Below are 25,870 nucleotides of genomic sequence, written 5' to 3' on the forward strand. Positions count from 1 at the left end.
GGCGGGCCGGCCGGCTACATGCCTACGGCGGCCTCGAGCGGTCCGATCGCGAAGAACAGCAGGAACGCCCCGGCCACGGCCCACATCAGCGGGTGGATGTCCCTAATCCGGCCCTGGACGGTGCGGATCAGGACGAAAGCGATGAATCCCGCGCCGAGTCCGTTGGCGATGGAGTACGTGAACGGCATCAGCGTAAACGTCAGGAAGGCCGGAATCGCGATGCCCCAGTCCTGCCAGTCAATCTTGCCCACCTGGGACACCATCATGAAGCCCACCACCACCAGGGCAGGGGCAACAGCCTCGAAGGGAACCAGGTTGATCAGCGGAGTGAAGAACATGGCCACCAGGAACAGCAGGCCCGTCACGATGGAGGCGATGCCGGTGCGGGCGCCCTCGCCAATGCCGGCGCCGGCTTCGACGTAGATCTGGTTGGAGGATACCGAGGCGCCGCCGCCGGCGATAGCGCCCAGCGCGTCCACCTGGAGGACCCTGTCGACGTTGGGAATGTTGCCGTGCTCATCCACTGTCCCGGCCTCGTTCGCAAGGCCCACCATCGTGCCCATGGCATCGAAGAAGATGCTCAGCAGGATCACGAAGGCCAACAGCGTGGCGGCCACGAACCCCAGGTGCTCGAAGGCGCCGAACGGGCTGGCCTTGCCGATCAGGGACAGGTCGGGGGCAGCCCATTCAGAAAAAGTAGGAGCCACCAGGGACCAGCCCTGCGGGTTGAAGGGTTTGCCTGGCTGGACGCTCGGACCGATCTGCAGCGTCATTTCCAGAATCACCGCTATGACAGTGGACGTGATGATGCCGATCAGGATGGCGCCCTTGACCTTGCGCACCACCAGGGCGATGGTCAGGATCAGGCCAAAGACGAACACTGCGGTGGGCCAGCCCAGGAGCTTGCCCTCAAAGCCGAGCCCAACCGGAACGGTGGTACCGGCCACGTCCGGGATGCGGCGGACAAAGCCGGCGTTCACCAGTCCAATCAAGGCAATGAACAGCCCGATGCCCACCACAATCGCCGTCTTGAGCCCCTCGGGCACAGCCTTGAACACGGCGGTACGGAAACCGGTGAGGACCAGGATCAGCATCGTGACGCCGGACAGGACCACCAGGCCCATCATGTCCGGCCAGGTGAGGCCCGGATTGGTGGCCACGGTAACCGCCACAAACGCGTTGACCCCCAGCCCGGTGGCCAGCGCGAAGGGATGCTTGGCCCAGGCTCCCATCAGGATGGTGAGGATGCCGGCAACAAAGGCCGTGACGGCGGCAACTGCCGGGAACCCGAGGGTGTTGCCGCTGGAGTCCGGGCCGGAAAGGATCAGGGGGTTGAGCACCACGATATAGCTCATGGCAAAGAACGTGGCGAAGCCGCCGCGGATCTCGCGCGAGAGATTGGAGCCGCGCTCGGTGATCATGAAATACCGGTCCAGGGCAGAGCCTTGCTTAAGCATTAGTCCTCCGGGGAGTCTTTGGGATACCAGAATCCTATGGCGGCCCCGGCCGGGGCACCGCCAATTTCGCCTAGTCTGTTAGGAAGCCAACACCAAGGGAGCAGTCCACGCATGCGTTCCATCCGCCACTTACTGAGCTTTGTCCTCGGGTCCTTCGTTTTTGCTGCCGCTGTTATCGGCCTCGCAGGACCGGCAGCAGCACACGACGCCGCCGAATCCAGCACCCCTGCACAAGGCTCAACAGTGGCGGTACCGCCGGAGCAGGTATCGGTGACCTTCAGCAACAACCCCTTGGGTATCGGCTCATCCTTCTCCATCAAGGATGCCTCGGGCGCCGAGTGGGCCGAGGGGCCGGTGGACATCGTGGACAACGTGGCCAGCCAGAAGCTCAAGGCGGGCGCCCCGGCGGGGCAGTACACAGTCGCCTGGCGCGTGGTCAGTTCCGATTCGCATCCCATCGAGGGGACGTTCACCTTTACGGCGGCTTCGGTAGTCGAAGGCGCAGCTCCGGCAACGGGTTCGACGGCGGGCGCTACAGTTCCCGGCATGGGCACCGCTGAGCCGGGCGCCACGGCGGCGCCGGAAACCGCAGGTTCCGGGGAACCGTTCCAGTGGAGCATCGTCATTTTCGCGGCGGCAGCGGTGGGCTTGCTGGCCACCCTCGCCATCCTCGCCCGCCGCAGGCTCGCAGCGGGTACCGACGACGAAAGCTGACCGCCCCTAGCAGGGCAGGATCGCCAAACTTCCGGTGTACGCGGGAGCCGTGTTGTCCGGATTGACCTTTGCGGAAATTGCCTGGCCCACCGTCTTTGCCTGGCGGAGGACCTCTTTGGGGGAGGGGGTAATCAGGTCTCCCACACCCACCAGGTAAATGCCGATGGCCCGCATGGCGGCAACGAGGTTACGGCCCACCGAGATGCCGAAATCGTTGATCATCCGCCGGAGCTGGCTGTGCGCGCAGCGCGTCAGCACAATATGGTCGGCCACGAGGATGCCGGTGGGTGTGTGAACTTCCCACTGCGGGAGGGCGGCTCCCGTCACTGCACCATCCACCTTGGTGAGTTGAACGGCACGCGTGGTGCGGACATCCACATCGTGGCTGGCGGCGTAGTTGCGCAGGTGCCGCAGGATCTCGTTGCGTTCCCGCAGGTTGGCCGAGTCCGCTGCATCGCAGCGCTGCAGGGAAGTAGTGTTGGCCGGCTGCGCGGCGCCCAGGAGGTCCAGTCCGTCCACCACGATCGAATCCACTCCGCGGCGGCACAGTTCGGCAGCTACGGCCAGGCCGGACAAGCCAGTGCCAATGATCACAGTGGTGGTCTGCTCCGTCCCGGCATTTCCAGGCATGCTTGACACTACAGTTTCCTCCTTCGAAGCTTCGGCAGGTGCGGGCGTCCTCGCCCGCGCGCGTCCCGTTACCCCCAAAGTCCGGCCGCAGTGCGATTCCGGGCAGCTCTGACAGGAAAGAGGCAGTAGGCGTCCCGGACCAACAATGTCCTGAAGACTACAGAACATTTGCGGCGCTGGATAGCCCAATCCGAAAAGATTCCCCTGCGGGTGAACACGCTTTCCGGAGCGCCCGCCGGAGGTTGTGGATAACCCCCGTTTCCGGGCTTGAGCAGGCTTGCTAACAACCGGTGGACGGAGAATAGTGAGAACTGGAAGCAGGCCCTTCCTTAGCAGCGGCGGCTGCGATACGGGTGCACGGGGAAAGGCCGGATTTCTGGCAGAATAGCCGCAACATCAGGGAGTATCGCGAGGAGGCGGCCCAATGGGCGCACAAGAGTTGCATCCGGACCCGGCGAGGGACAGCGGTGGCGCTCATGCCGCTCCCGACGGGATCGTTGTCGGCGTGGACGGGTCGGACCACGGCCAGTGTGCGCTGGTGTGGGCGGCCCGGGAAGCCCGTCGCCGCCGTCGTCCACTGCATATCGTTACTGCCTACTCCGTGCCGATCTTCGCTGCATCCGGCCTCGACGGCGGATATGCCACCGTCGATGATTCAGTGATCCGCGAAGGTGCCGAAGCGGTGGTTAAGCAGGCCCTGGAAAAGGTTTCGGCCTACGACATCGATGTCAGCGCCTCGGTGGAAAACGGGGACGCGTCGGGTGTGCTGCTGGACATGTCCCAGACGGCAGAGCTGCTGGTCTTCGGCACCCGCGGGCGGGGCGGCTTCGTCGGAAGGCTCCTCGGCTCCGTCAGCAGCGCGCTGCCGGCGCACGCGAAATGCCCCACCGTCACCGTACCGCTGGTCTGCTCGGACCGGTTGGGCGAAACCACCGAGGACAGGCGCATCAAGGCAGAACAAGCCAAGGCCGGGCACCAGCGCGTGGAAAACGTGGTGGTGGTAGGCGTGGACGGCTCGGAGCAGGCCCGCGTTGCCGTGCTCGAAGCCGCGGACCAGGCTGAGCGGCTGGGTGCAACGCTCCGGGTGGTCTGCGCGGTTCCGCAATACAGCGGCTCCCTGGCCTGGGTTCCTGCCCCGATGGACCGCAAGGCCCTTTTCGCGGATATCCAGCTGACCCTCGACGCAGGCATGGCCTGGCTGAGGAGCCACTACCCCAACCTGTCCACGGAATCCGAGCTCACGGATGGCTCCCCGGTTGACGTGCTGGTGGAAGCAAGCCGGCACGTGGAGTTGGTGGTCGTCGGGACCCGCGGCCGCGGCGGCTTCACCGGCATGCTCCTGGGATCCACGTCGGACGGCGTCCTGCATCATGCGAAGGGCCCCGTTATGGTGGTTCCGGACCGTGAGGACCCGCGCCTGGCCGACAGGGCCCGCTTTGGGCCGATCCTCGGCGCAGCCTGACCGGATCCTGCAGCAGGGAGCGTCATCATGGCAGCCGACCCACCAGGAAAGGCCGGGCAAGTTTTCGGACCACTGGACGGAAATACCGCCGCCGGACTCATCCTTCGCCTCAGCCAAGTTGACGGCGGAATGCTTCCGCTGGTGGGAGGCAAGGCCGCCAACCTCGGTGAACTGATAGCAGCGGGCCTGCCGGTGCCGGATGGCTTCTGCCTGACCACCCAGGCCTACCGCGAAGCTACCGGGACCCTCCGGAACGGGGTGCTGGCAGAGCTTGGGAGCCTGCAGGCCGGGTTGCAACCGGGAAACCCGGGCCAGGCCGCTGAACTCGGCGCAATGGCGGGGAGGGCGCGGGAAGCCATCCGTGCCCTCCCGGTTCCGCCCCGGATCGTTGCCGCCGTAGAGCAGGCATATGCAGCGCTAGGAGAAGCGACGCCGGTGGCCGTCAGGTCCTCCGCTACGGCGGAGGACCTTCCGTTTGCGAGCTTCGCCGGCCAGCAGGACACCTACCTCAATGCCATCGGCATCGACGCCGTCCTCGAGGCAGTGCGCGACTGCTGGGCCTCCCTCTGGACTGACAGGGCAGTGGCCTACCGGGCGGCACTGGGGATTGCGCCGCACGAGGTAGCCCTCGCCGTCGTCATCCAGCGGATGGTGGATGCCGCAGCGGCCGGGGTGATGTTCACGGCAAATCCGATGACCGGCAGGCGGCGGGAAGCCGTCATCGATGCCGCTCCGGGGCTTGGCGAAGCAGTGGTTTCCGGGGCCGTCAATCCGGACCACTTCGTGGTGGACATGGACAAGGGCCGGGTCCTTGAGCGGAAGCTGGGGGACAAGCGCGTGATGGTGCGGCCGCTTCCTGGCGGTGGGACGCAGACGCAGGACCTCGCGGACGGGGCAGAGGCGTCCAGCCTGACGGACGGGCAGGCGCTGGAACTTGCCGCCCTTGGCCTGCAGGCCGAGCGCCACTTCGGGTCGCCGCAGGACACCGAATGGGCGATCGACGCCAGCGGCGCCCTCTGGCTGACCCAGTCCCGGCCCATCACCACCCTGTACCCCATTCCTGAGAGCCGTTCCGCCGGCACAGGAAACAGGGTGTACCTGTGCTTCAGCCTGGCCCAGGGACTTACCCGGCCCCTCACGCCCATGGGGTTGGCGTCGCTGCGGCTTATTGCTTCTTCAGTGGCCAAGGCGGCGGGTTTCGCCGTGCCCGAGCCCCAGCACGGCCCGTCGCCTTACGCGGAGGCGGCCCAGCGGATGTACATGGACGTCACCACACCCGTCAGGAGCAGCGTTGGCCGGCGGGTCCTTCCGCGGGTTTTTGACGTGATGGAAGCCCGGTCCGCCGTGGTGCTGCGCAGGATTTTTGACGACCCCCGGTTTTCGGTAACCCGCAGGACACCGCTCGGGCTCGTCCGCCACGTCGTGCCGGCAGCGGTGCGTGCCCGAGCCCCGGAGTCGGTGCTCCGGGGACTGTTCCGGCCCAAGGCGGCACTGCGCCGTCTGGACCGCTTCACCCGGCAATTCGCCGATGACCTGGAGCTCGAGGCAGGAGCCGGGCCGGCTGAACGGCTCGACCACGCGGAGCGGCTCCTGGCCAACCGGCTCTTCGCGATTGTGCCCGCCATCCTGCCCCTGCCCGCGCTGGGGTTTGGGATGCTTTGGCTGGCGGGAAAGCTGCTGGGCGGACCGGACCGTGGGAAGGACCTGCAGAAGGTGCTCCGGGGCCTGCCGCAGAACGTGACCACGGAGATGGACCTCGACCTGTGGCGCCTGGCGTCAGCAATGAAGGACGACCGCGAGTCGCGTGCGGCGCTGGAGACGCTGGAGCCATCCGTGCTGGCAGCGGAGTTCGACGCCGGGCGCCTGCCCCCGGTGCTGCACGCTGGCCTGGTGCGGTTCCTCGAACGCTACGGGCACCGGGCCGTAGCCGAAATCGACGTGGGCCTGCCCCGGTGGGCCGACGACCCAACGCACATCCTTGGAGTCCTGGCCAACTACCTGCGCCTCGCAGATCCCGCCATGGCGCCGGACGCGCAGTTCAGCAGGGCCAGTGCGGAGGCTGAGGCGGAAGTGGAGCGGCTGGTGGCCGAGGCGCGCCGCCGCAGCAGGGTACGGGCCGTGCTGGTCGGCGCCGCATTGCGCCGCACCAGGCTTTTCGCCGGATTGCGGGAACTGCCCAAGTACCAACTCGTGCTTGGCCTGGCTGAAGTAAGGAGGCAGCTCGTCCACGTGGGAGCTGCGCTCGCAGCGGAGGGCAAGCTTGAGACCCCGGACGACATCTTCTTCCTCGATTTCGAGGAGGCCCGGCAGGCAGTGGGCGGCGGCAGCGCCAAGGGGGCCAGCCAGCCGCGGAAGCTGCGCGAACTCGTCCTGGAGCGCCGTGCCGCTTATGCCAGCGAGATGGGCAGGCGCCACATCCCCAGGGTCCTGCTCTCGGACGGCACCGAACCCGAAGTGCTGCACGCCGCGGGTGCTGCGACGGCCGACGGCGCGCTGTCCGGCAGCCCCGCTTCGGCAGGTTCGGTCACGGCTCCCGCCCGGGTCATCCTGGATCCCGTCGGTGCCCGTCTCGAACCCGGGGAAATCCTGGTGGCACCGTCCACCGATCCGGGATGGACCCCCTTGTTCCTGACCGCGGGCGGCCTGGTAATGGAGATGGGCGGGCCGAACTCGCATGGTGCAGTGGTGGCGCGGGAGTACGGCATTCCCGCCGTTGTGGGTGTTCCGGAAGCCACCGCGCGGCTTGCTACCGGACAAAGAATAACGGTCGACGGCGGTGCTGGGACCGTAATGCCCGCGTAACGACCGGGCGGACCACCCGGCAGGTGTCGGGAAGGGTCCCGAGGCGTACCCTTGGACTATGGGCTCCAAGGACGGAGACGGCCGGACAACGAACCGCCGGAGTATGGAAGACCTGGATATGAACCGGGTTGTGAGGCGCCGCACCTGGTTGCGGTGGGCTCCTGCAATGGCCGTGCCTGCGGTGATCGCCGCCGGAGTGCTGGCGGGATCCATCCCGGCGCGTGCCGGCGATCCACTGCCTGATAAGACCCCGGCCGAAGTGATCGCCCTGCTCGCCGGGCACAGGACGCACACCTTCTCGGGAACCCTCGAACAATCCTCGGAACTGGGGCTGCCGGAGCTGCCGGCAACGGGTCCCACCTCCGGCCCTGCATCAGCCGGCGGTGCAGCCTCCGTCATGGAGTTCCTCACCGGTGAGCACACGGCCAGGGTGTTTATGGACGGCAAGGCCAAGGCGCGCATCCAGGTAGTGGACCGGCTCGCCGAGCGGGACATCATCCGCCGCGATAACGACGTCTGGTTCTACTCGTCAAAGGACAACTCCGCCGCCCACCTGACCCTGCCTGCCCACGCCCGGGACCTGCCGCTGACCGACCCAGGCAACACCGGGACTCCGCCGCTGGCTGAGCCTAGGCCGGATGTGCAGGTTCCGCCCACGCCGCAGGAGCTGGCCAGCAAGTTCCTGGCCGCAGCTGACAACAGTTCAACTGCCGTGTCCGTGGGGCCCGAGGTGGAGGCCGCCGGGCGCCCTGCCTATAATCTGCTCCTTGAGCCGCGCACCGAAGGCACGCTGGTGGGCAAGGTGGCCATCGCCGTCGACGCAGAAAACGGGATGCCGCTCTCCGTGGCGGTGACGGCACGCGGTGCAGCCCAACCCGCCTTCAGCGCCGGGTTCACCAGCCTGTCCCTCGAAACCCCGGACGAGGCACTGTTCAATTTCGTCCCGCCGCCCGGCAGCACGGTGAAAGAGTTGCAGTTCCGCCATCCCGAACGCTGGCCGCTCAGTTCAGGGCTCCCTGGCAATCCCGGCATGCACGCGGCTCCAGACGCTTTGGCAGACCGGATCAAGGACAAGATCCGGCCGTACCTGACCGGCACCGGCTGGGAAACGGTGGCGGAAGTACCGGCGGAGGCAGGCGCCGCCTCTGCTGCAAATGACGTGCTGTCCGCGAACCCGCTGCTGGCCCAAGCAGCAGTTGCCGTCCCCGGTGGGCGGTTGCTCTCCACCACGCTGTTCAACGTCCTGCTCACCGACGACGGCCGGATCTTCGCGGGCATGGTACCGCCGGAGAGGCTGCAAGCCGCATCAACAGCTCCGTGACCGGGGCCCTAGGAGGCTCCGTCCCCCGCGCATATGGCCTGACCATCGAGACGCAGGGGCTGACCAAGCGCTTCGGACAGCAGCTGGCCGTGAATGACATTAATCTGGCGGTGCCTCCGGGCGCCGTCTTCGGGTTCCTGGGACCCAACGGCTCCGGAAAGACAACCACCATCCGGATGCTTTTGGGTCTCGCTGCCGCCTCGGCGGGAACTGTTCGCCTGCTCGGCATGGACATGCCGGGCAAATTCCAGGATGTGCTCCCGCGCGTGGGTGCGCTGGTGGAGGGCCCGGCCTTCTATCCCTTTCTCTCCGGCACCGCGAACCTTCACCGCCTCGACGCCGCCACCCGGCATGCCGCCCCGGCCACCCGCAAAGCCCGGGTGAACGAGGCCCTGGAACAGGTGGGATTGGGCCATGCCGCGGGCAAGCGGGTGCACGCTTATTCGTTGGGTATGAAGCAGCGGCTGGGCATCGCGAACGCCCTGCTGTCACCCCGCGAACTGCTGGTGCTGGACGAGCCCACCAACGGTCTTGACCCACAGGGCACGCGCGAAGTGCGTAACCTGGTCCGATCCCTCGCGGCAGACGGGACCACTGTTTTTGTTTCCAGCCATCTGCTGGCCGAGGTCGAACAGATCTGTACGCATGCGGCCGTCATGAGTGCCGGCCGGCTCGTGGCCCAGGGTCCGCTTCCGGAACTGCGCCGGTCCGGAACCACCAGCATCCGCCTTGTGACGCCGGACCCCGGGGCTGCCATGGAAGTCCTGGCGCGCCTTGGCTTATCGCCGGAACCTGCAGCTGCGCAGTCCGACGGCGGGGTGGTGACGGCGGCGCTTGCTGCTCCGCTGCAGGTGGCCGGCACGGGTACTGGAAACCGAGGTACTGGAAACCCTGCCAATGGAAACTTTCCCACTGGCGGCCCCGCCCCTGAAGAAATCGTGGCCCACCTGGTGCAGGCCGGTGTCCGGGTCCGTGGCTTCGCAGTGGAACGGGAAAGCCTTGAGGACCGCTTTGTTGCGTTGACGGGGGAGGGGTTCGATGTTGCCCAGTAACGCACGGCTCGGGGCCAGCGGAACGAACGTGGCAGAGGCCGGGGGAGGGCCGCGCGGATCCGGGCTTTCCCTCCTCTGGTCCGAACTTCGGGTGCTGTTCGGACGGCGCCGTACGTGGGCTTTGCTGCTCGCGCTTGCCGCAATCCCGGTGTTGGTGGCCGTGGCTGTGAGGATCTCCTCAACGGTTCCCCCGGGGCGGGGTCCCGCGTTTCTGGACCGCATCACCCAGAACGGGCTGTTCGTTGCCTTCACCGCCATGCTGGTGTCAGTGCCGCTGTTCCTGCCGCTGACCGTGGGCGTGGTGGCAGGTGACACGATCGCGGGCGAGGCCAACATGGGCACGCTGCGGTACCTGCTGGTTGCTCCCACTGGCCGCGTAAGACTGCTTTTGGTGAAGTACGCCGCGTCGCTTGCGTTTTGCCTGGCTGCACCCGTCACCGTGGGCCTGGCCGGCGCTGCCATTGGGGCCGCACTGTTTCCGGTAGGCCCGGTGACATTGTTGTCCGGGGACGTGATCGAGCCGCCGGAGGCAGCGCTGCGTATCCTCCTGATCGCGGCCTACCTGGCCGTTTCCCTGGCCGGGCTGTCCGCGATAGGACTCTTCCTGTCCACACTCACTGTTGTTCCGGTGGGGGCCATGGCCGCCACGGTGGTGGTCTCTGTTGTGTCCCAGGTCCTTGACCAGTTGCCGCAGCTCGAATGGCTGCACCCATGGCTGTTCAGCCATTACTGGCTGGGATTCGGTGATCTTCTCCGCCAGCCAGTGCTCTGGGACTCGTTCGCCAGCAACGCGGTGCTGCAGGCCGGCTACGTAGCCGTGTTCGGTGCGCTCTCCTACGGGCGGTTCGTCACGAAGGACGTGCTGAGCTGAGCCGGACAGGCCGTAACAGGCCTGCCCTCCCGGTCAGTAACGCGCGGCGTACGGATGGAGCTGCATGCCGGCCATCGCGCTGAGCTGCGTGACGCCGATGCCTTCCTGCGGGTTGAGCGCCTGCACCACCTGGCCGTTGCCCAGGTAAATGGCAACGTGGTAGAAATTCGACGGCGAACCCCATACCAGCAGGTCGCCGCGGCGTGCCTGCGAGATCGGTACATGGACGGGAGCAGCAGCGTACTGCTGGGCGGCCGTGCGCGGAAGGTATTTCCCGGCAGCCGCAAACGCTGTTTGCACCAGGCCTGAGCAGTCGAATCCGTAAGGACCCGTGCCGCCCCACTGGTAGTAGTGCGGTGCGCCCACCTTGCCGAGGGCCACCGAAATAGCGGCCTCGTAGGTTCCGCTCCCCATTGGGGGCGCGGGGGCCGGGGCGGGCACAGGCGGAGGTGCGGGGGCCGGAGCGGGCACAGGCGCAGGTGCGGGGACGGGTGCTGGTGGTGCTGCGGGTGCGGGGGCCGGAGCTGCAGGTGGCGCAGGTGCGGGGGCCGGAGCGGGGACGGGTGCGGGTGCGGGCGCCGGAGCTGCAGGTGGTGCGGGTACAGCCGGTGCCGGTGCCCCAGGTGCGGGTGCCGGTGCAGCAGGTCCTGCCGAGGCAAAACGGTTGGCCTGCTGAGCTGGTTGTCCCTGGTTGTCGCGTTCAGCAGCTGCCAATGCCGCCGCGAGCCGGGCCTCCTCGCGTTGCCGGTCCAGGGCGTCCACCCGTGCCGATTCGAGGGCTACAGTGGTGTTCCGGAGCTGGGCCAGCTGGTCCACCAGGACGGTTCGCTGGGCCTTGGCGTCGGCCACAGCCTTGGCTTGGGCTGAGTTGGCTTCTTCGGCCCGGGTTTTGTGGATTTCTGCTGTCCTGGCTGCGTCGTCGGCAGCTTTTGAGGCGTCTTCAGCAGCCGCGGTCAATGATTGTGAGGCGTGGGCTGCGGCATCTGCGGCCTCGAAAGCGCGGCTTCTGCCGGTTGACAGGGCCTGCAGCGTGGCTGCCTGCTGGAGAGTTTCACCGCTGCCGCTGACAAAAGTACCGAGCGTGGGGTTGAGCCCGCCGTGGCGGTAGAGGTCCCCCGCCAGTTGTCCCACCTGTTTCCGGGCTTTGTCCTGCTGTTCCTGCGCCCCGGTGGCCTTCGCCGAAGCGACAGCCGCCGCCGACGACCGCTGCTGCAGTTCTACCAGAGCCTCGCTGTAGGCGTTGTTTGCCTGCATCGACACGGCGAAGGCTGCCTGTTGCGTGCCTGCCGCTGCTTCCAGGATGCCTTCGATCGTAGCGACCTTGTCCGCGGTGGCGGCCTCACTGGCCTTGGGTGCGGCGATGTCCCCGGGGGACGGAATCTCCGGAGCTGCCGGGATGGACACGGCCGGCGAAAGAGGCGTTGTGCCCGCCCCGGCCGGCGTTGCCATAGTTCCCAGAAGTACGACGGCGGCGCACAGCACGGCTGCTTTGCGCCTGGACCCAGTCAAAACCATGCAAGAACCCCGAAAATGATCAGGCTGGAGTTCCTGTTCACGTCAGGGCGATGCCCGGCCTGCTCCCCAGCAGTCCCGAGGCTACGGGAGTGGCTACACTTTAGCAACAGCAGTCACATCAATAACATAAACCACAACGGTGAGGTGAGGGGGAAAGCAGTGCGGGTGTGTCGCCGGTTGAGGGCAAGGGAAGGCTGGTCAGCAACGGGCGGCACACAGCAGGGAGCTATGCGTGCTGGTGCGCCTCGTGTTCGGAGTGCGTGGCCGGTTCCAGCTGGAACGTGCAGTGGTCGGTATCGAAGTGGGAGCCCAGGCAGGTGACCAGTTTGTCCAGCAGCTGGTCTGCGCCGCGGGCGGTCAGCACGCCGTCCTCCACCACCACATGCGCCGAAAACACCGGCACTCCGGAAGTGATGGTCCAGATGTGGATGTCGTGGACATCGGAAACGCCCTCCACGGAGAGGATATGCTCGCGGATCATCTGCACTTCCACGCCTTTGGGGCTGGCTTCCAGCAGCACGTCAACAACGTCCCGCAGGAGGCGCCAGGCACGGGGCAGGATCAGCAGGGCAATCACCACGGACGCGATGGTGTCCGCCGCCTGGAAGCCGGTCGCCATGATGACCACGGCTGCGGCTATAACGGCGAAGGAGCCCAGCAGGTCTCCCAGGACTTCCAGGTAGGCGCCGCGGACGTTCAGGCTTTCCTGGTGGGCGCCCCGCAGGATCAGGAGCGACACCAGGTTCGCCACAGCGCCCAGGATGGCGGCGAACAGCATGATGTCCGTTTGCACCTCAGGCGCTGAACCGATCCGCCGGATGGCCTCGGTGAAAATGACCACTGAAATCACGATCAGGATCAGTGCGTTGGCCAGGGCCGCGAGTACTTCGGCCCGTTGGTACCCGTAGGTCCGCTGGTCGCTTGCCGGTTGGCCCGCAATCCAGGCGGCCAGCAAGGCGATGGTCACCCCGGCTGCGTCAGAGAGCATGTGGCCGGCGTCGGCTAGCAGGGACAGCGAACCGGAGAGGGCCGCACCCAGCACCTGGACCAGGACCACAACCAGGGTGATGGCCAGGACGGCCACAAGCCGCTTGCGGTGCCGGCCTGTTGCGGTAATGCCGTGGGTATGGCTGTGGTCGTGTCCCATGCCTACAAGGCTAGCCCCAGCCAAGCTCGTGCAGCCGGTCGTCATCGATCCCGAAGTGATGGGCGATCTCGTGCACCACTGTCACCGCCACTTCGTGAATGATGTCCTCGCGCGATGAGCAGATTTCAAGGATGGGTTCGCGGAAGATGGTAATCCGGTCGGGCAGGGATCCGGCGTCCCACCATGAGTCCCGCTCGGTCAGCGGCACGCCTTCATAAAGTCCCAGCAGGACGGTGTCCGGGTCCTCCCCGGGCCGCGGAACATAGTCGTCCTCGATGAATACCGCCACGTTGTCCATTGCCCTGGCCAGTTTGTCCGGGATGCTGTCCAGGGCATCCTGGACGGCCGCCTCGAAGTCGTCTGCGGACATGCTGAAGCTCAACGGTCCGGTGACTCGAAGGGGCTCGCTGGGACCCTCAGGAACGATGGGCAGGCCCGGCGGCAGGCTGGCTGGCATACTCCGACTTTAGCGAAGAACCTTTCCCCTGGCTCCGCCTGCCTGCCGGGTCCTGCGCCGCGTCAGCCCCACTCCTGCGAGGCAGACCAGGCCTCCCACCAGGCCCAGTGCGGTGGGAATCTCGCCCAGCAGGAGCCACGAGATCAGGATGGTGGTGCCAGGCACCAGGTAGGTGGTGGCCGCGAGCTTTCCGGCCTCGATCAGCGAGAGTGCATACGCCCAGGTGGTGAAGGCGATCGCCGTGGGAAAGATCCCGAGGTAAACCAGGCCCATTGTTGCTTCGGGTGGCGCGGCCTGCAGTTCGGAAACCAGCTGCCCGGTGAACGGCAGGCAGCAGAGGGCGCCCACCATGATCCCGAACCAGGTGGCCTGGGCGGCGGGGAACTTCCGCAGCACCGGCTTTTGGATGATGACGCTGACTGCGGCGAGCACGGCCGCAAGGAGGCACAGCAGGACGCCCGCCACATCCGCCGTCGGGCTTTCCCCTGCTGCAGACGGCTGCGCCGAACCCACGGCGATCAAGGCAACCCCGGCGAAGGCAACCAGGCTTCCGATGATCAGCCACCGGGGGAAGCCCTCCTTGAGGAAGACGCCGGCCATGATGGCCACCAGGATGGGATTGACGTTGATGAGCAGGGCGCTGGTGCCTGCGTCCAGTACGTGCTCGGCCGCGTTTAAGGCCACGTTGTACCCGCCGAACCACATCACCCCGTAGGCGAGGATCGGCCACCACTCCCGGCCCCGGGGAAGGAGTCTGCTCTTCAACAGTTGGGGGAGGACCAGCAGGGCCAGTACGACGGCGGCGATCGCCAGCCTGCCAAGCGTCAGGGAGCCGGGTGAGAAGTGGGGGCCGATCGCCCGGATACCCACAAACGCCGAGGCCCAGAGGACCACAGTGACGGCCATTGCCGCTACGCCGAGTGCTTTGATCCGGGACGCGGGTGTGGGTGGGGGAGCCGTGGTGCTGACGGGGGTGCTCGATGCCATGAAGCCAATCTAGCCGCGGGCAGGGACCCGGGGCTGGCGGAAATCGGCCACGTCTAGCCAAGTTCCTGCCAAAGATTCGCCAAAGTTGCGCCAAAGTTGTGCCAAAGGGTCGGAGGTTGCCGGTTAGGATGCGGGTTATGGTCTCAAACCTTGCCCCTCCCCGTGATACCGCCCGCCTGGTTCGAAAAGTCCTATGGATCGTACTGGCAGCCGTGGTGGTGGCCGGCGTGGTGTGGTACGCCATGCTGACGCTTGGGAAATCCCAGCAGTCCGCGCCGCCGGCCCCGGGAGCAGAACAGCTGGTCCGGGCAGACAGCCACCGCTTGACCAGTCCGGCGGTGGAGAAGGCACAACTGGTGGAATTCCTCGACTTTGAGTGCCCGTCCTGTGGTTCCATCCATCCCGTGGTGGAGGAATTCAAAGCCGAGTTCGGGGACAGGATCACGTTCGTCCACCGGCACTTCCCCCTGTCAGCCCACCCCAATTCGGGCCAGGCGGCCTTGGCGGCGGAGGCGGCAGCACAGCAGGGCCAGTACCAGCAGATGGCCAACAAACTGTTCGAGACGCAGTCCCAGTGGGCGGGGAACCAACAGTCCCAGGCGCCGCTCTTCCGGACCTACGCCGAGCAGTTGGGGCTGGACCTTGCCAGGTTCGACGCCGTCGTCGCGGATCCCAAGACGGAGGAACGCATCCTGGCAGACATCGCAGACGGTAATGCCTTGGGCATAACCGGCACGCCCACCTTTTACCTCAACGGGGAGAAGCTCACCCTGTCCACCAAGGCGGACTTCCGGCAGAAACTCGCAGACGCGGTCAAGTAAGGCTATTTCGTCCCCGCCCACTCCAGCAGGCGTTCCACGGGCCACGTGGTGACGATGCGTTCGGCCGGAACACCGTTCCGCTCCGCGCGTTCGGCGCCGTACTGCAGGAAGTCCAGCTGTCCCGGCGCGTGTGCGTCGCTGTCGATCGAGAAGAGGCAGCCGGCGTCCAAGGCCAGCTGGATCAGTGCGTCCGGCGGGTCCTGGCGCTCAGGCCGTGAATTGATTTCCACTGCCACGTTGTGTTCGGCGCACGCGGCGAACACCTCCCCGGCATCGAATTCCGACGGTGGCCGCGTCCCCCGTGATCCCTCCACCAGGCGCCCCGTGCAGTGCCCCAGCACGTTCGTGTGCGGATCCTCGATGCCCTGGAGCATCCGCCGGGTCATGGTTTTCCGATCCGACCGCAGCTTGGAGTGAACGCTGGCCACCACGATGTCCAGGCGGTCCAGCATTTCCGGGTCCTGGTCCAGCTCACCCGACTCCAGGATGTCGACCTCAATACCGGCCAGCAGCCGCACCGGCTGGTCCTGCTGCCCGTCGGACCCGGGATGAGTGCCGTCGTTGATCGCCGCCACGACGTCCAGCTGCTGCAGGAGGCGTTCGGCCGAGAGCCCGTTGGCTATCGTGAGGTTGGGGGAATGGTCGGTCAGGGCGAGGTAATCCCTGCCCAGCACCCTGGCGGCCGCCACCATCAGCTCAATGGGGGACCCGCCGTCGGACCATTCGCTGTGGCTGTGCAGGTCGCCCCGGAGCGCTTCCCGGATGGTGGTCCCGCCGGAAGCCAAAGGCTGGGCACCCTGCTCCCGCAGGTCCGCGAGGTAGTCCGGGACCTGCCCTTCCACCGCATCCCGGATCACCTGGTACGTCCGGTCACCGATTCCCTTCATGGATTTCAGCCGCCCGTTCCGGACGCGTGCGGCCACCTCGTCCGGCGGCAGCGGGGCAATCACCCCGGCGGCTTTCCGGAAGGCCTGGACCTTGAAGGTGGCAGCGCGTCCGCGCTCCAGCCAGAAGGCGATCTCGTTGAGTGCTGCGACGGCGTCCATCAGTCCATCTTCACCTGTCCTTCCCCGTCATTGCCGGGGAAATTGGCCGATTTTGGATAATTCCTACCTAGGCCCTATAGTTTTAGAGTCCAGTTCGGAGAAACGCAAAGGACAAAGACGGAAAGCCTCGCTTGACGCCTTTTATTTTGTTCCGAACGGGTTCTGGCCCCCATCGTCTAGCGGCCTAGGACACCGCCCTTTCACGGCGGCGGCACGGGTTCGAATCCCGTTGGGGGTACGCAAGGAACTGGTCAAACAGACAAAAAATGTCTGGTAGGCTGGAAGCCTTGAAAAAAGCGGTAGAGATACTGCTGAAGCAAGAAACGCAAGGCCCTGTAGCGCAGTTGGTTAGCGCGCCGCCCTGTCACGGCGGAGGTCGCGGGTTCAAGTCCCGTCAGGGTCGCTCTGATTGTTGGAAGAAATTCCGGCTCTCATGGTGACTAGTCACCTAGGCTCTGTAGCTCAGTTGGTAGAGCGTTCGACTGAAAATCGAAAGGTCACCGGATCGACGCCGGTCGGAGCCACCACTGGGAAGCATCAGTTCTTCGGAACTGGTGCTTTTCTTCTTTAACCCGTACTTCCGGGTCTGCACCTCCTGCCGGCTTACCGAACGACTGCAAGCAGAAGCCCCTCACCACGCAGGGACCGCAGGTCCGGCATCTCCTGCCTCCTGCCGTTAAACCGCAGGCGGGGATAGGGTTGGGATCAAGAGAAGGGGGAGTGCCAGATGGAATACCAGAACCCGCAACCCGGCCAGGGCATCCAGGCCCGTGCCGTGCCGGTTCCTGCGCCCGGCCTTGGCCGGACAGTGATCTCCGAGACGGCCGTGGCCAAGGTGGCGGGAATCGCCGCCCGTTCCGTCCCCGGGGTCTACTCCCTGGGCTCAGGACCGTCCCGCGCGCTCGGCGCCATCCGCGACGCCGTCGGCAGCTCTGAACATGCCGCCGGTGTCCGTGCGGAAGTCGGAGAAACGCAGGTCGCGGTGGATATCAGCCTTGTGGCGAGCTACGGGACACCGCTCCACTCGCTGGCCAATGAGGTCCGTGCGGCCGTTTACCGGGCCGTCGAGGAACTCGTCGGGCTGCAGGTGATCGAGGTCAACGTGGAAGTCACGGACGTCTACGTGCCTCCTCCGGTGAAGCCCACCGCAGCCGGCTCCGCCGAGAGGGAGGCGCTGCTGTGAACCTCACCGTCGCCGGCACAGCAATGGGCGCATTCGTGGCCTTTATGTCCCTGCAGTTCGGGTTGTGGGGCTTCCTGATTTCCCTGCTCTTTATGGCCATCGGGGCACTCCTGGGCCGGGCCGCGGAAGGGAAACTGGACCTTCGCGGCGTCCTGGACGCCATCATCGGCCGGCGCTCGTCCTCATGAGCTCCACAGCCCCGGCTGTCCGGGGCCAGGAGCTGAGCGGCCACAACCGCATCAGCACGCAGGCCCTGACAAGCCTCGCCAAAGCCGCAGCTGCCCAATACCTGGGCGTGGATGCGGAGGATGTCCGGGCCGACTGGACGGACGACGACGGCATGCTGGCGCTGTCCCTCGTCACGCCTATCAGCATCCCGCCTTTGAATGCCGTGGTCCTGGATCCCTCCCGCGTCGAGGCCGCCGGGGGTTCCATCTGGGACCGCACGGTAAAGGCAAAGGCCCGCATCCTGGCAACAGTAACGGAGCTCAGCGGTGCACGGTTGAGCCGGGTGGACATCAGGATCAGCGGAGCCAGGATCAGCGAAGGGGGCCGTGTTCAATGAGCCGGATAATCGAGAGCCGAGGCCCGGATATGGGCCGCATCCTCCGCCGTGAGACGCATTCCTCACGGGCAGTGGTGGCCACAGTAGCCGCGGTCCTCGTTATTGGGCTCGCTGCCTACGGGCTCCTGGAGGCAGCCGTCCATGCCATCGGGCAGCCTGCCTGGCTGATCGAGCCGCAGGTGGCAGCTGAACGCCTCGTGGCCTTGCCCGCAGGGATTCCGCCGCTGCTCCTGGGCGCCATCGGAGCGGTCCTCGCAATGTTCGGGCTGGTCTTTTTGCTCAACGGGGTCCTGCCCGGGCGCCGGGCCCGTCATCTCCTGGGTGGGGGTCCGAATGCCGCTGGTCCTGCTGTGGTGGTGGACGATGAAGTCATCGCTTCCTCCCTGGCTCGCCGCGCCCGGCTCGCCGCGAACGTCACGCCGGAACAGGTCATGGTGATCGTCTCGCAACGGCGGGCAGAGGTGAATGTACGGCCCACCTCCGGTGTCCCTGTCGACGCGGACGCTGTGCTTGCGGCGGTCCAAAGCGAGCTCGACGCCATGGCACTGGATCCTGCACCAGAAGTACATGTCACCGTGGCGGCGTCGGGAGTGATCGGCGCATGAACAGCACCCCCACCCTCCTCAACCGTATCCTCATAGCGGTCCTGGGTTTGATGCTGCTTGCAGTGGGTGTCCTGCTGATGTTGCTGGCCGCGGTGCCGGCTGTGGCTTCGTGGTGGCATTCCTGGTCCGCGGACGTGTGGAGCGGAGTCAACCGGGCCTTCAACGCCACCAGGTTTCCCGGGCGCACCGAGAGCTGGTTGTGGATCCTGGTGGCGCTCGCCCTGGTGGTGCTGATCGCACTCATGGTGGCATGGGTTGCCCAACAGGGAAAGGGCAGGGCCAACCTCCTGGCCATGGAGTACGATCCCGGGGACGTCCCGGGCGACGTGAGGATCGGCGGGGGAGTGGCCGAGCAGGCGCTCAAGCATGCCCTCGCCAACCGCCCCGATCTGGCCGGGGCCACCATAACCACCTACGACGTCAAAGGCATGCCCGCCTTGAAGGTGCGCCTGCTGCCGCGCCAGGGCGTGGCTCCGCACCTGCTGGCGGACGAGGTCTATGGCCTCGTGTCGGCGCTGGAAGCGGTGGTGGGAAAGAACATCCCCGTGCTGATCCATATCGGAGCCGGAGCGCGGACACGCTTCAGCAGGGCTGAGCGCGTGCGCTGACGCAACCTTTAGGTTACTGTTCAGAAACAAAAGCGTGTAAACGCTTGCACTATCGCACCCGGAATGACTACCGTGATGGTCATCACATCGTTCCTGGCGGATGTAATTTTGCAACTCATAGAGGAGTTCTCTGCATGAAAAATCGCAAGTACCTGCTACCCGTAGCGGTGACCGGAATCCTGGCGCTTTCCCTCAGCGCATGCAGCTCGGAAGAAAGCGCGACTGACCCGGCCGCCACCGCCGATTGCTCCAAGTTCGAAAGCTACGGCAAGCACGACGGCAAGACGGTCTCCGTTTACTCAACCATCGTGGACACCGAGGCCACCAACCTCGAGAAGACCTGGGCGGCATTCGAGAAGTGCACCGGAGCCACGGTCAAATATGAGGGCAGCAAGGAGTTCGAGACCCAGATTGGCGTTCGGGCCAAGGCCGGCAACGCCCCCGATATCGCCATCTTCCCGCAGCCCGGCCTCATGGCAGACCAGGCCCGTGCTGGCAACCTGAAGCCCGCACCGCAGGCCGTATCGGACGCTGTTGACAAGAACTGGTCGGCGGACTGGAAGAAGTACGGCACTGTTGACGGCGTGTTCTACACCGCCCCTATGCTGGCCAACGTCAAGGGTTATGTCTGGTACGCGCCCAAGACCTTCCAGGACAAGGGCTGGGAAGTTCCCAAGACCTGGGATGAGATGGTGGAGCTTTCAAAAAAGATCGCCGATGAAGGCAGCATGAAGCCCTGGTGCGCCGGCTTCGAGTCCGGTGAAGCCACCGGCTGGCCGGGGACCGACTGGGTCGAAGATGTGGTGCTTCGCTCGCAGGGAACTGAGGTTTACGACCAGTGGGTCAGCCACCAAATTCCCTTCAACGACCCCCGCATCGTTGAAGCACTGGACAAGACCGGCGAAATCCTGCTTGACGACAAGATGGTCAACGGCGGCTTCGGCGACGTTCGCTCCATTCTCACCACCGGCTTCGCGCAGGCAGGCCAGCCGGTGCTCGACGGGCAGTGCGCCATGCACCACCAGGCAAACTTCCAGGCTGCAAACTGGCCTGAAGGTACCGTCGTGGCCGAGGATGGCGACGTCTGGGCCTTCATGACCCCGCCGGTCGACCCCGCCAAGGGCCTGACCATCACGGGCGGTGGCGAAATGGTTGGCGCCTACAAGGACACTCCCGAGGTCCAGGCCTTCCAGGCCTACCTGGCCAGTGCTGAATTCGCCAACGACCGCGTCAAGCTCGGCGGCGTGGTCAGCGCAAACAAGGGCCTGGATCCGGCAAGTGCCCAGACTGAACTGGACAAGCTGACCATCGAATTGCTCCAGGATGAAGAAACAGTGTTCCGCTTTGACGGTTCGGACCTGATGCCCGGCGCTGTCGGTTCCAACTCGTTCTGGAAGGGCATCGTTGCATGGATCAACGGAACCCCGTCCAAGGAAGTTGCGGACAGCATCGAAAGCAGCTGGCCTAAGAGCTAACTCTCCCTGGTTCTGCGCCTCCGGCTTCACCGCCGGAGGCGCAGTGTCATCCTGCATATTTCGATCTAGGCACAACCACGGAGATGGGTAATGGAATTCATCGGAGGTAAATTCCTTCAAGTCGTGATCGCGTTGGCGGTTTTCGCCGCGCTTATTGGACTTATCATGCTGTTGGTGGACAGGGCCCCAAAGTCCGCCAAAGACAAAATTACCGTTGCGGGCTTCCTGGCTCCGGCAGCAATCCTCTTGCTTGTAGGGCTGGTCTACCCTGCCGCGCAGACCTCGTTCCTCGCGTTTACCGATGCCAGCGGCAGGTTGAACGGTGTTGACAACTTCGTCTGGATGTTCACCCAGCCGGAAGCGTTGGTGACGCTCCGAAACACCATTATCTGGACTGTTCTTGTGCCGCTGCTGTCCACCGTTTTCGGTTTGGCTTATGCCGTCTTTATCGATAAAGCCAGAGGCGAGCGGATCCTGAAAGCGCTCGTGTTTATGCCCATGGCAATTTCGTTTGTGGGCGCCGGCATCATCTGGAAACTCGTATACGACTACCGGGGCCCGGATATTGAGCAGACCGGCGTGTTGAACGCTTTGCGGGTCGCGTTTGGGATGGAGCCGAAGCAGTTCCTGCTGGACGCCCCCGAGAACACCATCTTCCTGATCATCGTGATGGTCTGGATCCAGACCGGCTTTGCCATGGTGATCCTCTCGGCGGCGATCAAGGGTGTGCCTGCGGAACTGGTGGAGGCCGCCCGCCTTGATGGTGCCAACCCTTGGCAACAGTTCCGCAATGTCACCATCCCGGGGATTCGCGGATCACTCGTCGTCGTGCTGACCACAATCACCATCGCTACGTTGAAGGTTTTCGACATTGTCCGCACCATGACCGCGGGTAACTACGAAACCTCGGTAGTTGCGAACGAGATGTACACCCAGGCATTCCGTGCCGGCGAACCGGGCAGGGGTGCGGCCCTGGCACTGATCCTCTTCCTGCTGGTCCTGCCAATCGTCATTTACAACGCCCGCGTTCTCCGTCAGCAAAAGGAAATCCGATGACCGTCATGCCAGCGCCGGATGAGGCGGCCAACACTCGAACCGCTGCCACGCGTGGCAGTAGTACAGCTTCACCGGCGGAAAGTTCCGCTCCGATAATGCGCCGGGTCAAAAGTAAGCTGACGTCGCGCTGGGCGACAGCCGCTGCTTTGGTCATTGCCGTGGTTTGGACCATTCCGACCTTCGGCCTGTTGGTGTCGTCCTTCCGTCCAGCGGCAAAACAGGTGGGGCCCCGTTCAGACGGCTGGTGGAACTTCTTTGGCGATTGGCAGTTCACTTTCAAGAACTACGTGGACGTCACTGCCGCTGGCGGGTCGCAGGCGGCCAACCTCACGCAGTACTTCGCCAACTCCCTGGCGATTGTCATCCCGGTGACTGTCTTCGTCCTGGTTCTTGCGTCCATGGCCGCGTACATCTTTGCCTGGGGGAACTTCAGGGGGCGGGAAGCCGCTTTTATTTTCGTCTTCGCACTGCAGATTATTCCCCTGCAAATGGCCCTGATTCCACTTCTTCAGTTGTTCACCCAGGTGCTGCAGATTCCGCCGGGGTCTTACACACAACTGTGGATTGCCCACACGATCTTCGGGTTGCCGCTCGGTATCTTTCTGTTGCACAACTTCATTTCCGAGATTCCGGGCGAGGTCATTGAAGCAGCCAAGATGGATGGCGCCGGCCACACCACGATCTTCTGGCGGGTCATCCTGCCGCTGTCAGTGCCCGCCCTTGCGTCGCTGGCGATCTTCCAGTTCCTCTGGGTCTGGAATGACCTGCTCGTGGCACTGGTGTTCTCCGGCGGCACTGCGGACGTTGCCCCCATCACCCAGCGCTTGGCGGAAATTTCCGGAACCCGCGGTGCCCGGGACTACCTGAATCCCGCCGCTGCCTTCGTCTCCATCATTGTTCCGCTGGCCGTCTTCTTCAGTCTGCAGCGGTACTTCGTCCGTGGACTCCTTGCGGGGGGCCTGAAGGGCTAACAAATGAGGGGCCAGGGCGGCCCGGTGAATGCCGGCTGCCCCGGCCCCTGCCAACCCAGGACGGCCCTCATCATTCAGTAAGTGGCCGGAAACGCTCAAGGGATGAATGGGGGCACCGTGGCACGCGCAAGCGAAAGGTCACAACGGGGCGGCCACAGCGGTGTCAGCATCGAGGACGTGGCGGCAGCGGCGGGAGTATCCACGGCTACAGTCTCGCGGGCAGTCCGGGGCCTGCCCCGGGTATCGCCGGCCACACGGGAAAAAATCCTCGAGGTGGCCGGAAACCTGGGGTACGTCGCCTCCAGCTCCGCCTCGGGACTGGCAACCGGCCGCACCCGAACCATCGGCGTGCTGGCGCCCTTCGTGAGCAGGTGGTTTTTCTCCAAAGCCATTGAAGGTGCAGACCGGGAACTGCACGCCCGGAACTACAACCTTTCGCTGTTCAACCTGGGCGGCCATGGCAGCAACCGCGAGCGGCTCTTCAGCAAGACCATGGTCTATAAGCAGATCGACGCCCTGCTGGTCCTGTGTATGGCATTGTCCCCCGAAGAACTGGACCACCTGCAGAAGATCGATATCCCGCTGGTGGTGGTGGGCGGCCATGTTGAGGACTGTGCCTACATCGGCATTGACGATTACGCCGCTGCATCCACCGCCGTCCGGCACCTCATCGACCAGGGCCACCGGGACATAGCCCTGGTGCACGGCGACGACGAGACGGACCTCAACTTTGATGTTCCCCGCGTCCGCATCCTCGCCTTCAAGGACGTGATGACGGCGGCCGGCCTGCCCACCCGGCCGGAATGGGACGAATGGGGAGACTTCACCGTCCGCAGTGGGCAGGAGGCGTTCCGCCGGCTGTGGTCCAAACCGGGCCCCAAGCCGACAGCCATTTTCTGCGCCTCGGACGAGATGGCCATGGGCGTTATCTTCGAAGCTTCCCGGCGGGGTGTCCGGGTGCCCGAGGACCTTTCGGTAGTGGGCATTGACAACCACGACTTCGCCGAGGCCGTGGGCCTGACCACCGTGGGGCAGCGGCCTGACGAACAGGCGGAGCAAGCCACCAAGATGCTCCTCGACGAACTGGACGGTGAGGCAGGAGCGGTGCAGTCCGCCGTCGCGCCCCATGAACTGATCGTCAGAAGGACGACGGCGCCGCCCCGGTCCTAGCGCCCCCGGTGCTGGCCCCAAGTCCTCAGGGTCGGCAGGGCCGGACTCAGGAGGCGCGGGCCAGCTGGCGGATGGGGATCCACCGGGACGCCAGGCGGCGGTACGCTGCAGCGGCGCCCGTCATGTCCCCCTCGGCCAGGCACTCGATGCCGAGCCTGATGTCCATGGGCGAATCGTCCGGGTATACCTTGTCCGCAACAGCCCCGTAGTCGAGCTCCACCATGGAGTTCACATGGAAGAGTTCCAGCCACTCCGTGAGCTGGGCAAGATCGTCCAGCATGTCCAGGTCCGGCGCCGCCAGTGCCAGGTTGGCCACGGCGTAGCGTGCACGCTCCAGGGCTTCCGTGATGGGTGCCCACACCCGGACCGTAACGATCTTGCCGGCCGCCTCCACCACGTCTTTGCGGTCCGAATCCATAAACAGGGAAAACCAGCTGAAGGGGATTCCCCAGGTGGACGCCCGGGTGTGCACGCGGGTGGAACCGTCGCGCGCCTTCACCTGGTCGATCCGCTCCTGGTGCTTGTCCCGCTGCTCTTCAGGGATCAGCAGCTCAGCCAGCGGGCCGTGGATTCCCTCCATCAGCGCATTCGCCGCCAAACCGGCCCGCAGTACCAACTGGCTGGGACAGTACAGCAGCTCAGGCTCGGCGGCAGCACCGTCGTCGGACGCGCCTCCTCCGGCAGCCGGGGCGGTGGTGACGCGCACCAGGTCGGTTCGTCCGGTGGGGAACGGGTCACCGCCGGACCGGGTAATGCGTCCCAGCGAGGCCAGCAGTTCGGCGTTTTCGACGGCAGCACGCGAGGCAGTCCGCGCGCCGGCGGCAGCAATTGCTTTCCGTTGCTTCTCGGGGAAGGCGTCCAGGGGTTCGTAGACGCGCAGCGTAGAGGAAAAAGGCAGGCCTGCCTGGCCCCGGTAGAGGTTCCCCGTCATCACGGCCTCCTTGTATGGGTCCAGGATGATGTCATCAGTCTGCCAGTTCCACCAGCACTGGCGCATGGTCCGACGCGCCCTTGCCCTTGCGCTCCTCGCGGTCGATCGACGCGCCGGTCACGCGCGCAGCCAGCGCCGGGGAGGCCAGCACGAAGTCGATCCGCATGCCCTCCTTTTTGGGAAAGCGCAGTTGCGTGTAATCCCAGTAGGTGTAGACGCCGGGGCCGGGCGTGAACGGGCGGACGACGTCGGCGAAGCCGGCCGATTCGAAGGCATGGAATGCCTCGCGCTCGGGCGGACTGACATGGGTGTACCTGTTGTTGACGAACAGGTCGATGTCCCACACATCGTCATCGAATGGTGCGATGTTCCAGTCCCCCATCAGTGCCACCTGCGCCTGGGGATCCTGCGTGACAAGTCCCTGCGCATGCGTTTTGAGGCTCTCCAGCCACTTGAGCTTGTAAGGCATGTGTTCGTCGTCCAGCGAGCGTCCGTTGGGGACGTAAAGGCTCCAGATCCGGACCCCCGCACAGGTGGCAGCCATGGCCCGGGCTTCCTGCACAGGCTCCGTGCCGGCCTTGCCGAACGCGGGCTGGTCAAGGAACGTGCGCTCAACATTCTCGAGCCCCACCCGGGAGGCGATGGCTACGCCGTTCCACTGGTTCACGCCGAAGTGGGCCACTTCGTAGCCCATCCGCTCAAACAGTTCCCACGGGAAGTTTTCGTCCTTGCACTTGGTTTCCTGGATGGCCAGCACGTCACAGTCGCTGCGCTGCAGCCAGGCCTCCACACGGTCGGCACGGGCGCGGAGCGAATTTACATTCCAGGTAGCAATCTTCACAGTTCCTAACTTACCGTGGCCGCCCCACCGCAGGTAAAGCACAGGCAAAGCCGCTGGCAGGGCGGCAGGAAAGCTCCGGGCAGGCGCACACGGCACGGGCCCGGCCCGGTGGAGTTCAGTAGGAAGTCCGAGTATATTCGCAACCAGAATTGACCTGGGTCACACGCAAAGGAGCTTCCGGCC

At 65.3% G+C, this 25,870-nt stretch carries 25 protein-coding genes and 3 tRNA genes; 19 read left to right on the forward strand and 9 right to left on the reverse strand.

Going from position 1 to position 25,870, the window contains the following annotated elements; all coding sequences use genetic code 11:
• Window positions 1-14: 14 nt before the first annotated feature.
• Entirely contained in the window at window positions 15-1,457 is a 1,443-nt protein-coding gene (locus M1D32_RS02895; protein ID WP_458780863.1) for an NCS2 family permease, read from the reverse strand.
• A gap of 111 nt (window positions 1,458-1,568) precedes the next feature.
• Between M1D32_RS02895 and M1D32_RS02900 the strand changes: the two genes are divergently transcribed.
• On the forward strand, window positions 1,569-2,171 hold the full coding sequence (locus M1D32_RS02900) for a copper resistance CopC family protein (protein ID WP_458780864.1): 603 nt from the start codon (window positions 1,569-1,571) through the stop codon (window positions 2,169-2,171).
• Between the two features lie 6 nt (window positions 2,172-2,177).
• On the opposite strand, the gene M1D32_RS02905 is transcribed toward M1D32_RS02900, so the two are convergent.
• Window positions 2,178-2,801, reverse strand: a complete 624-nt coding sequence (locus M1D32_RS02905; protein WP_458782268.1) for an FAD-binding protein — start codon at window positions 2,799-2,801, stop codon at window positions 2,178-2,180.
• Between the two features lie 424 nt (window positions 2,802-3,225).
• Between M1D32_RS02905 and M1D32_RS02910 the strand changes: the two genes are divergently transcribed.
• From M1D32_RS02910 to M1D32_RS02930, 5 genes are all read left to right on the forward strand, one after another.
• Complete coding sequence (locus M1D32_RS02910) at window positions 3,226-4,263, forward strand: universal stress protein (protein ID WP_458780865.1); 1,038 nt, start codon at window positions 3,226-3,228, stop codon at window positions 4,261-4,263.
• 27 nt (window positions 4,264-4,290) lie between these two features.
• A complete protein-coding gene (locus tag M1D32_RS02915) occupies window positions 4,291-7,065 on the forward strand; it encodes a PEP/pyruvate-binding domain-containing protein (protein WP_458780866.1) in 2,775 nt (924 codons plus the stop codon).
• 103 nt (window positions 7,066-7,168) lie between these two features.
• Window positions 7,169-8,386, forward strand: a complete 1,218-nt coding sequence (locus M1D32_RS02920) for a hypothetical protein (RefSeq protein WP_458780867.1) — start codon at window positions 7,169-7,171, stop codon at window positions 8,384-8,386.
• The gene (locus M1D32_RS02925) at window positions 8,383-9,438 is read left to right on the forward strand and encodes an ABC transporter ATP-binding protein (protein WP_458780868.1); all 1,056 of its coding nucleotides are present in this window, start codon (window positions 8,383-8,385) and stop codon (window positions 9,436-9,438) included. The genes M1D32_RS02920 and M1D32_RS02925 overlap by 4 nt, the downstream gene beginning before the upstream one ends.
• Entirely contained in the window at window positions 9,425-10,309 is an 885-nt protein-coding gene (locus tag M1D32_RS02930; protein WP_458780869.1) for an ABC transporter permease, read from the forward strand. Before M1D32_RS02925 ends, M1D32_RS02930 begins: the two co-directional genes overlap by 14 nt.
• Before the next feature lie 33 nt (window positions 10,310-10,342).
• Here the strand turns inward: M1D32_RS02930 and M1D32_RS02935 are convergent, their stop codons facing one another.
• The 4 genes from M1D32_RS02935 to M1D32_RS02950 all read right to left on the reverse strand — a co-directional run bounded on the left by M1D32_RS02935 (window position 10,343) and on the right by M1D32_RS02950 (window position 14,415).
• The gene (locus tag M1D32_RS02935; RefSeq protein ID WP_458780870.1) at window positions 10,343-11,824 is read right to left on the reverse strand and encodes a C40 family peptidase; all 1,482 of its coding nucleotides are present in this window, start codon (window positions 11,822-11,824) and stop codon (window positions 10,343-10,345) included.
• A gap of 226 nt (window positions 11,825-12,050) precedes the next feature.
• Window positions 12,051-12,971: a cation diffusion facilitator family transporter gene (locus tag M1D32_RS02940; protein WP_458780871.1), complete on the reverse strand. Its 921-nt coding sequence runs from the start codon at window positions 12,969-12,971 to the stop codon at window positions 12,051-12,053.
• A 10-nt stretch (window positions 12,972-12,981) separates the two neighbouring features.
• Window positions 12,982-13,428, reverse strand: coding sequence for a metallopeptidase family protein (locus M1D32_RS02945; RefSeq protein WP_458780872.1), 447 nt, complete (start codon window positions 13,426-13,428; stop codon window positions 12,982-12,984).
• Between the two features lie 9 nt (window positions 13,429-13,437).
• Complete coding sequence (locus M1D32_RS02950; protein ID WP_458780873.1) at window positions 13,438-14,415, reverse strand: DMT family transporter; 978 nt, start codon at window positions 14,413-14,415, stop codon at window positions 13,438-13,440.
• 137 nt (window positions 14,416-14,552) lie between these two features.
• Between M1D32_RS02950 and M1D32_RS02955 the strand changes: the two genes are divergently transcribed.
• A complete protein-coding gene (locus tag M1D32_RS02955; protein WP_458780874.1) occupies window positions 14,553-15,236 on the forward strand; it encodes a DsbA family protein in 684 nt (227 codons plus the stop codon).
• A gap of 2 nt (window positions 15,237-15,238) precedes the next feature.
• Here M1D32_RS02955 and M1D32_RS02960 read toward each other — a convergent pair whose 3' ends face one another.
• Window positions 15,239-16,282, reverse strand: a complete 1,044-nt coding sequence (locus M1D32_RS02960) for a PHP domain-containing protein (RefSeq protein ID WP_458780875.1) — start codon at window positions 16,280-16,282, stop codon at window positions 15,239-15,241.
• 165 nt (window positions 16,283-16,447) lie between these two features.
• On the opposite strand from M1D32_RS02960, the gene M1D32_RS02965 reads away from it, so the two are divergent.
• The 12 genes from M1D32_RS02965 to M1D32_RS03020 all read left to right on the forward strand — a co-directional run bounded on the left by M1D32_RS02965 (window position 16,448) and on the right by M1D32_RS03020 (window position 23,915).
• A tRNA-Glu gene (locus tag M1D32_RS02965) sits at window positions 16,448-16,520 on the forward strand.
• Window positions 16,521-16,611: 91 nt separating this feature from the next.
• Window positions 16,612-16,685 (forward strand) — tRNA-Asp (locus M1D32_RS02970).
• A gap of 48 nt (window positions 16,686-16,733) precedes the next feature.
• A tRNA-Phe gene (locus M1D32_RS02975) sits at window positions 16,734-16,809 on the forward strand.
• A 200-nt stretch (window positions 16,810-17,009) separates the two neighbouring features.
• A complete protein-coding gene (locus M1D32_RS02980; protein WP_458780876.1) occupies window positions 17,010-17,465 on the forward strand; it encodes an Asp23/Gls24 family envelope stress response protein in 456 nt (151 codons plus the stop codon).
• Window positions 17,462-17,653, forward strand: a complete 192-nt coding sequence (locus tag M1D32_RS02985; protein WP_159823958.1) for a hypothetical protein — start codon at window positions 17,462-17,464, stop codon at window positions 17,651-17,653. Before M1D32_RS02980 ends, M1D32_RS02985 begins: the two co-directional genes overlap by 4 nt.
• A complete protein-coding gene (locus M1D32_RS02990) occupies window positions 17,650-18,030 on the forward strand; it encodes a hypothetical protein (RefSeq protein WP_458780877.1) in 381 nt (126 codons plus the stop codon). Before M1D32_RS02985 ends, M1D32_RS02990 begins: the two co-directional genes overlap by 4 nt.
• Window positions 18,027-18,635 carry a hypothetical protein gene (locus M1D32_RS02995; protein WP_458780878.1) on the forward strand — a complete coding sequence of 203 codons (609 nt, stop codon included), beginning with the start codon at window positions 18,027-18,029 and terminating at the stop codon, window positions 18,633-18,635. Before M1D32_RS02990 ends, M1D32_RS02995 begins: the two co-directional genes overlap by 4 nt.
• The gene (locus M1D32_RS03000) at window positions 18,632-19,243 is read left to right on the forward strand and encodes an Asp23/Gls24 family envelope stress response protein (RefSeq protein ID WP_458780879.1); all 612 of its coding nucleotides are present in this window, start codon (window positions 18,632-18,634) and stop codon (window positions 19,241-19,243) included. Before M1D32_RS02995 ends, M1D32_RS03000 begins: the two co-directional genes overlap by 4 nt.
• A gap of 134 nt (window positions 19,244-19,377) precedes the next feature.
• Window positions 19,378-20,718 (forward strand): ABC transporter substrate-binding protein, encoded by a 1,341-nt coding sequence (locus tag M1D32_RS03005; RefSeq protein ID WP_458780880.1) that lies wholly within the window; start codon window positions 19,378-19,380, stop codon window positions 20,716-20,718.
• 90 nt (window positions 20,719-20,808) lie between these two features.
• Complete coding sequence (locus M1D32_RS03010; RefSeq protein ID WP_458780881.1) at window positions 20,809-21,774, forward strand: carbohydrate ABC transporter permease; 966 nt, start codon at window positions 20,809-20,811, stop codon at window positions 21,772-21,774.
• Window positions 21,771-22,745, forward strand: a complete 975-nt coding sequence (locus M1D32_RS03015) for a carbohydrate ABC transporter permease (protein WP_458780882.1) — start codon at window positions 21,771-21,773, stop codon at window positions 22,743-22,745. Before M1D32_RS03010 ends, M1D32_RS03015 begins: the two co-directional genes overlap by 4 nt.
• A gap of 117 nt (window positions 22,746-22,862) precedes the next feature.
• Window positions 22,863-23,915, forward strand: coding sequence for a LacI family DNA-binding transcriptional regulator (locus tag M1D32_RS03020; RefSeq protein WP_458780883.1), 1,053 nt, complete (start codon window positions 22,863-22,865; stop codon window positions 23,913-23,915).
• Window positions 23,916-23,961: 46 nt separating this feature from the next.
• Here the strand turns inward: M1D32_RS03020 and M1D32_RS03025 are convergent, their stop codons facing one another.
• Window positions 23,962-24,846: a hypothetical protein gene (locus M1D32_RS03025; RefSeq protein ID WP_458780884.1), complete on the reverse strand. Its 885-nt coding sequence runs from the start codon at window positions 24,844-24,846 to the stop codon at window positions 23,962-23,964.
• Window positions 24,847-24,880: 34 nt separating this feature from the next.
• Window positions 24,881-25,687, reverse strand: coding sequence for an exodeoxyribonuclease III (locus tag M1D32_RS03030; RefSeq protein WP_458780885.1), 807 nt, complete (start codon window positions 25,685-25,687; stop codon window positions 24,881-24,883).
• Between the last annotated feature and the right edge of the window lie 183 nt (window positions 25,688-25,870).

The sequence above is a fragment of the Arthrobacter sp. D3-16 genome (genome assembly GCF_054408515.1).

Excerpts from the sequence above, each read along its gene's own strand:
- M1D32_RS02905 (WP_458782268.1), bottom strand. The coding sequence starts at position 2,801 with ATGCCTGGAAATGCCGGGACGGAGCAGACCACCACTGTGATCATTGGC.
- M1D32_RS02950 (WP_458780873.1), bottom strand. The coding sequence starts at position 14,415 with ATGGCATCGAGCACCCCCGTCAGCACCACGGCTCCCCCACCCACACCC.
- M1D32_RS02955 (WP_458780874.1), top strand. The coding sequence starts at position 14,553 with ATGGTCTCAAACCTTGCCCCTCCCCGTGATACCGCCCGCCTGGTTCGA.
- M1D32_RS03005 (WP_458780880.1), top strand. The coding sequence starts at position 19,378 with ATGAAAAATCGCAAGTACCTGCTACCCGTAGCGGTGACCGGAATCCTG.
- M1D32_RS02960 (WP_458780875.1), bottom strand. The coding sequence starts at position 16,282 with ATGGACGCCGTCGCAGCACTCAACGAGATCGCCTTCTGGCTGGAGCGC.
- M1D32_RS02910 (WP_458780865.1), top strand. The coding sequence starts at position 3,226 with ATGGGCGCACAAGAGTTGCATCCGGACCCGGCGAGGGACAGCGGTGGC.
- M1D32_RS02980 (WP_458780876.1), top strand. The coding sequence starts at position 17,010 with ATGGAATACCAGAACCCGCAACCCGGCCAGGGCATCCAGGCCCGTGCC.
- M1D32_RS02930 (WP_458780869.1), top strand. The coding sequence starts at position 9,425 with ATGTTGCCCAGTAACGCACGGCTCGGGGCCAGCGGAACGAACGTGGCA.
- M1D32_RS03025 (WP_458780884.1), bottom strand. The coding sequence starts at position 24,846 with ATGACGGGGAACCTCTACCGGGGCCAGGCAGGCCTGCCTTTTTCCTCT.
- M1D32_RS03015 (WP_458780882.1), top strand. The coding sequence starts at position 21,771 with ATGACCGTCATGCCAGCGCCGGATGAGGCGGCCAACACTCGAACCGCT.
- M1D32_RS02895 (WP_458780863.1), bottom strand. The coding sequence starts at position 1,457 with ATGCTTAAGCAAGGCTCTGCCCTGGACCGGTATTTCATGATCACCGAG.
- M1D32_RS02915 (WP_458780866.1), top strand. The coding sequence starts at position 4,291 with ATGGCAGCCGACCCACCAGGAAAGGCCGGGCAAGTTTTCGGACCACTG.
- M1D32_RS02945 (WP_458780872.1), bottom strand. The coding sequence starts at position 13,428 with ATGCCAGCCAGCCTGCCGCCGGGCCTGCCCATCGTTCCTGAGGGTCCC.
- M1D32_RS02920 (WP_458780867.1), top strand. The coding sequence starts at position 7,169 with ATGGAAGACCTGGATATGAACCGGGTTGTGAGGCGCCGCACCTGGTTG.
- M1D32_RS02995 (WP_458780878.1), top strand. The coding sequence starts at position 18,027 with ATGAGCCGGATAATCGAGAGCCGAGGCCCGGATATGGGCCGCATCCTC.
- M1D32_RS02900 (WP_458780864.1), top strand. The coding sequence starts at position 1,569 with ATGCGTTCCATCCGCCACTTACTGAGCTTTGTCCTCGGGTCCTTCGTT.
- M1D32_RS02990 (WP_458780877.1), top strand. The coding sequence starts at position 17,650 with ATGAGCTCCACAGCCCCGGCTGTCCGGGGCCAGGAGCTGAGCGGCCAC.
- M1D32_RS02940 (WP_458780871.1), bottom strand. The coding sequence starts at position 12,971 with ATGGGACACGACCACAGCCATACCCACGGCATTACCGCAACAGGCCGG.
- M1D32_RS03010 (WP_458780881.1), top strand. The coding sequence starts at position 20,809 with ATGGAATTCATCGGAGGTAAATTCCTTCAAGTCGTGATCGCGTTGGCG.
- M1D32_RS02935 (WP_458780870.1), bottom strand. The coding sequence starts at position 11,824 with ATGGTTTTGACTGGGTCCAGGCGCAAAGCAGCCGTGCTGTGCGCCGCC.
- M1D32_RS03000 (WP_458780879.1), top strand. The coding sequence starts at position 18,632 with ATGAACAGCACCCCCACCCTCCTCAACCGTATCCTCATAGCGGTCCTG.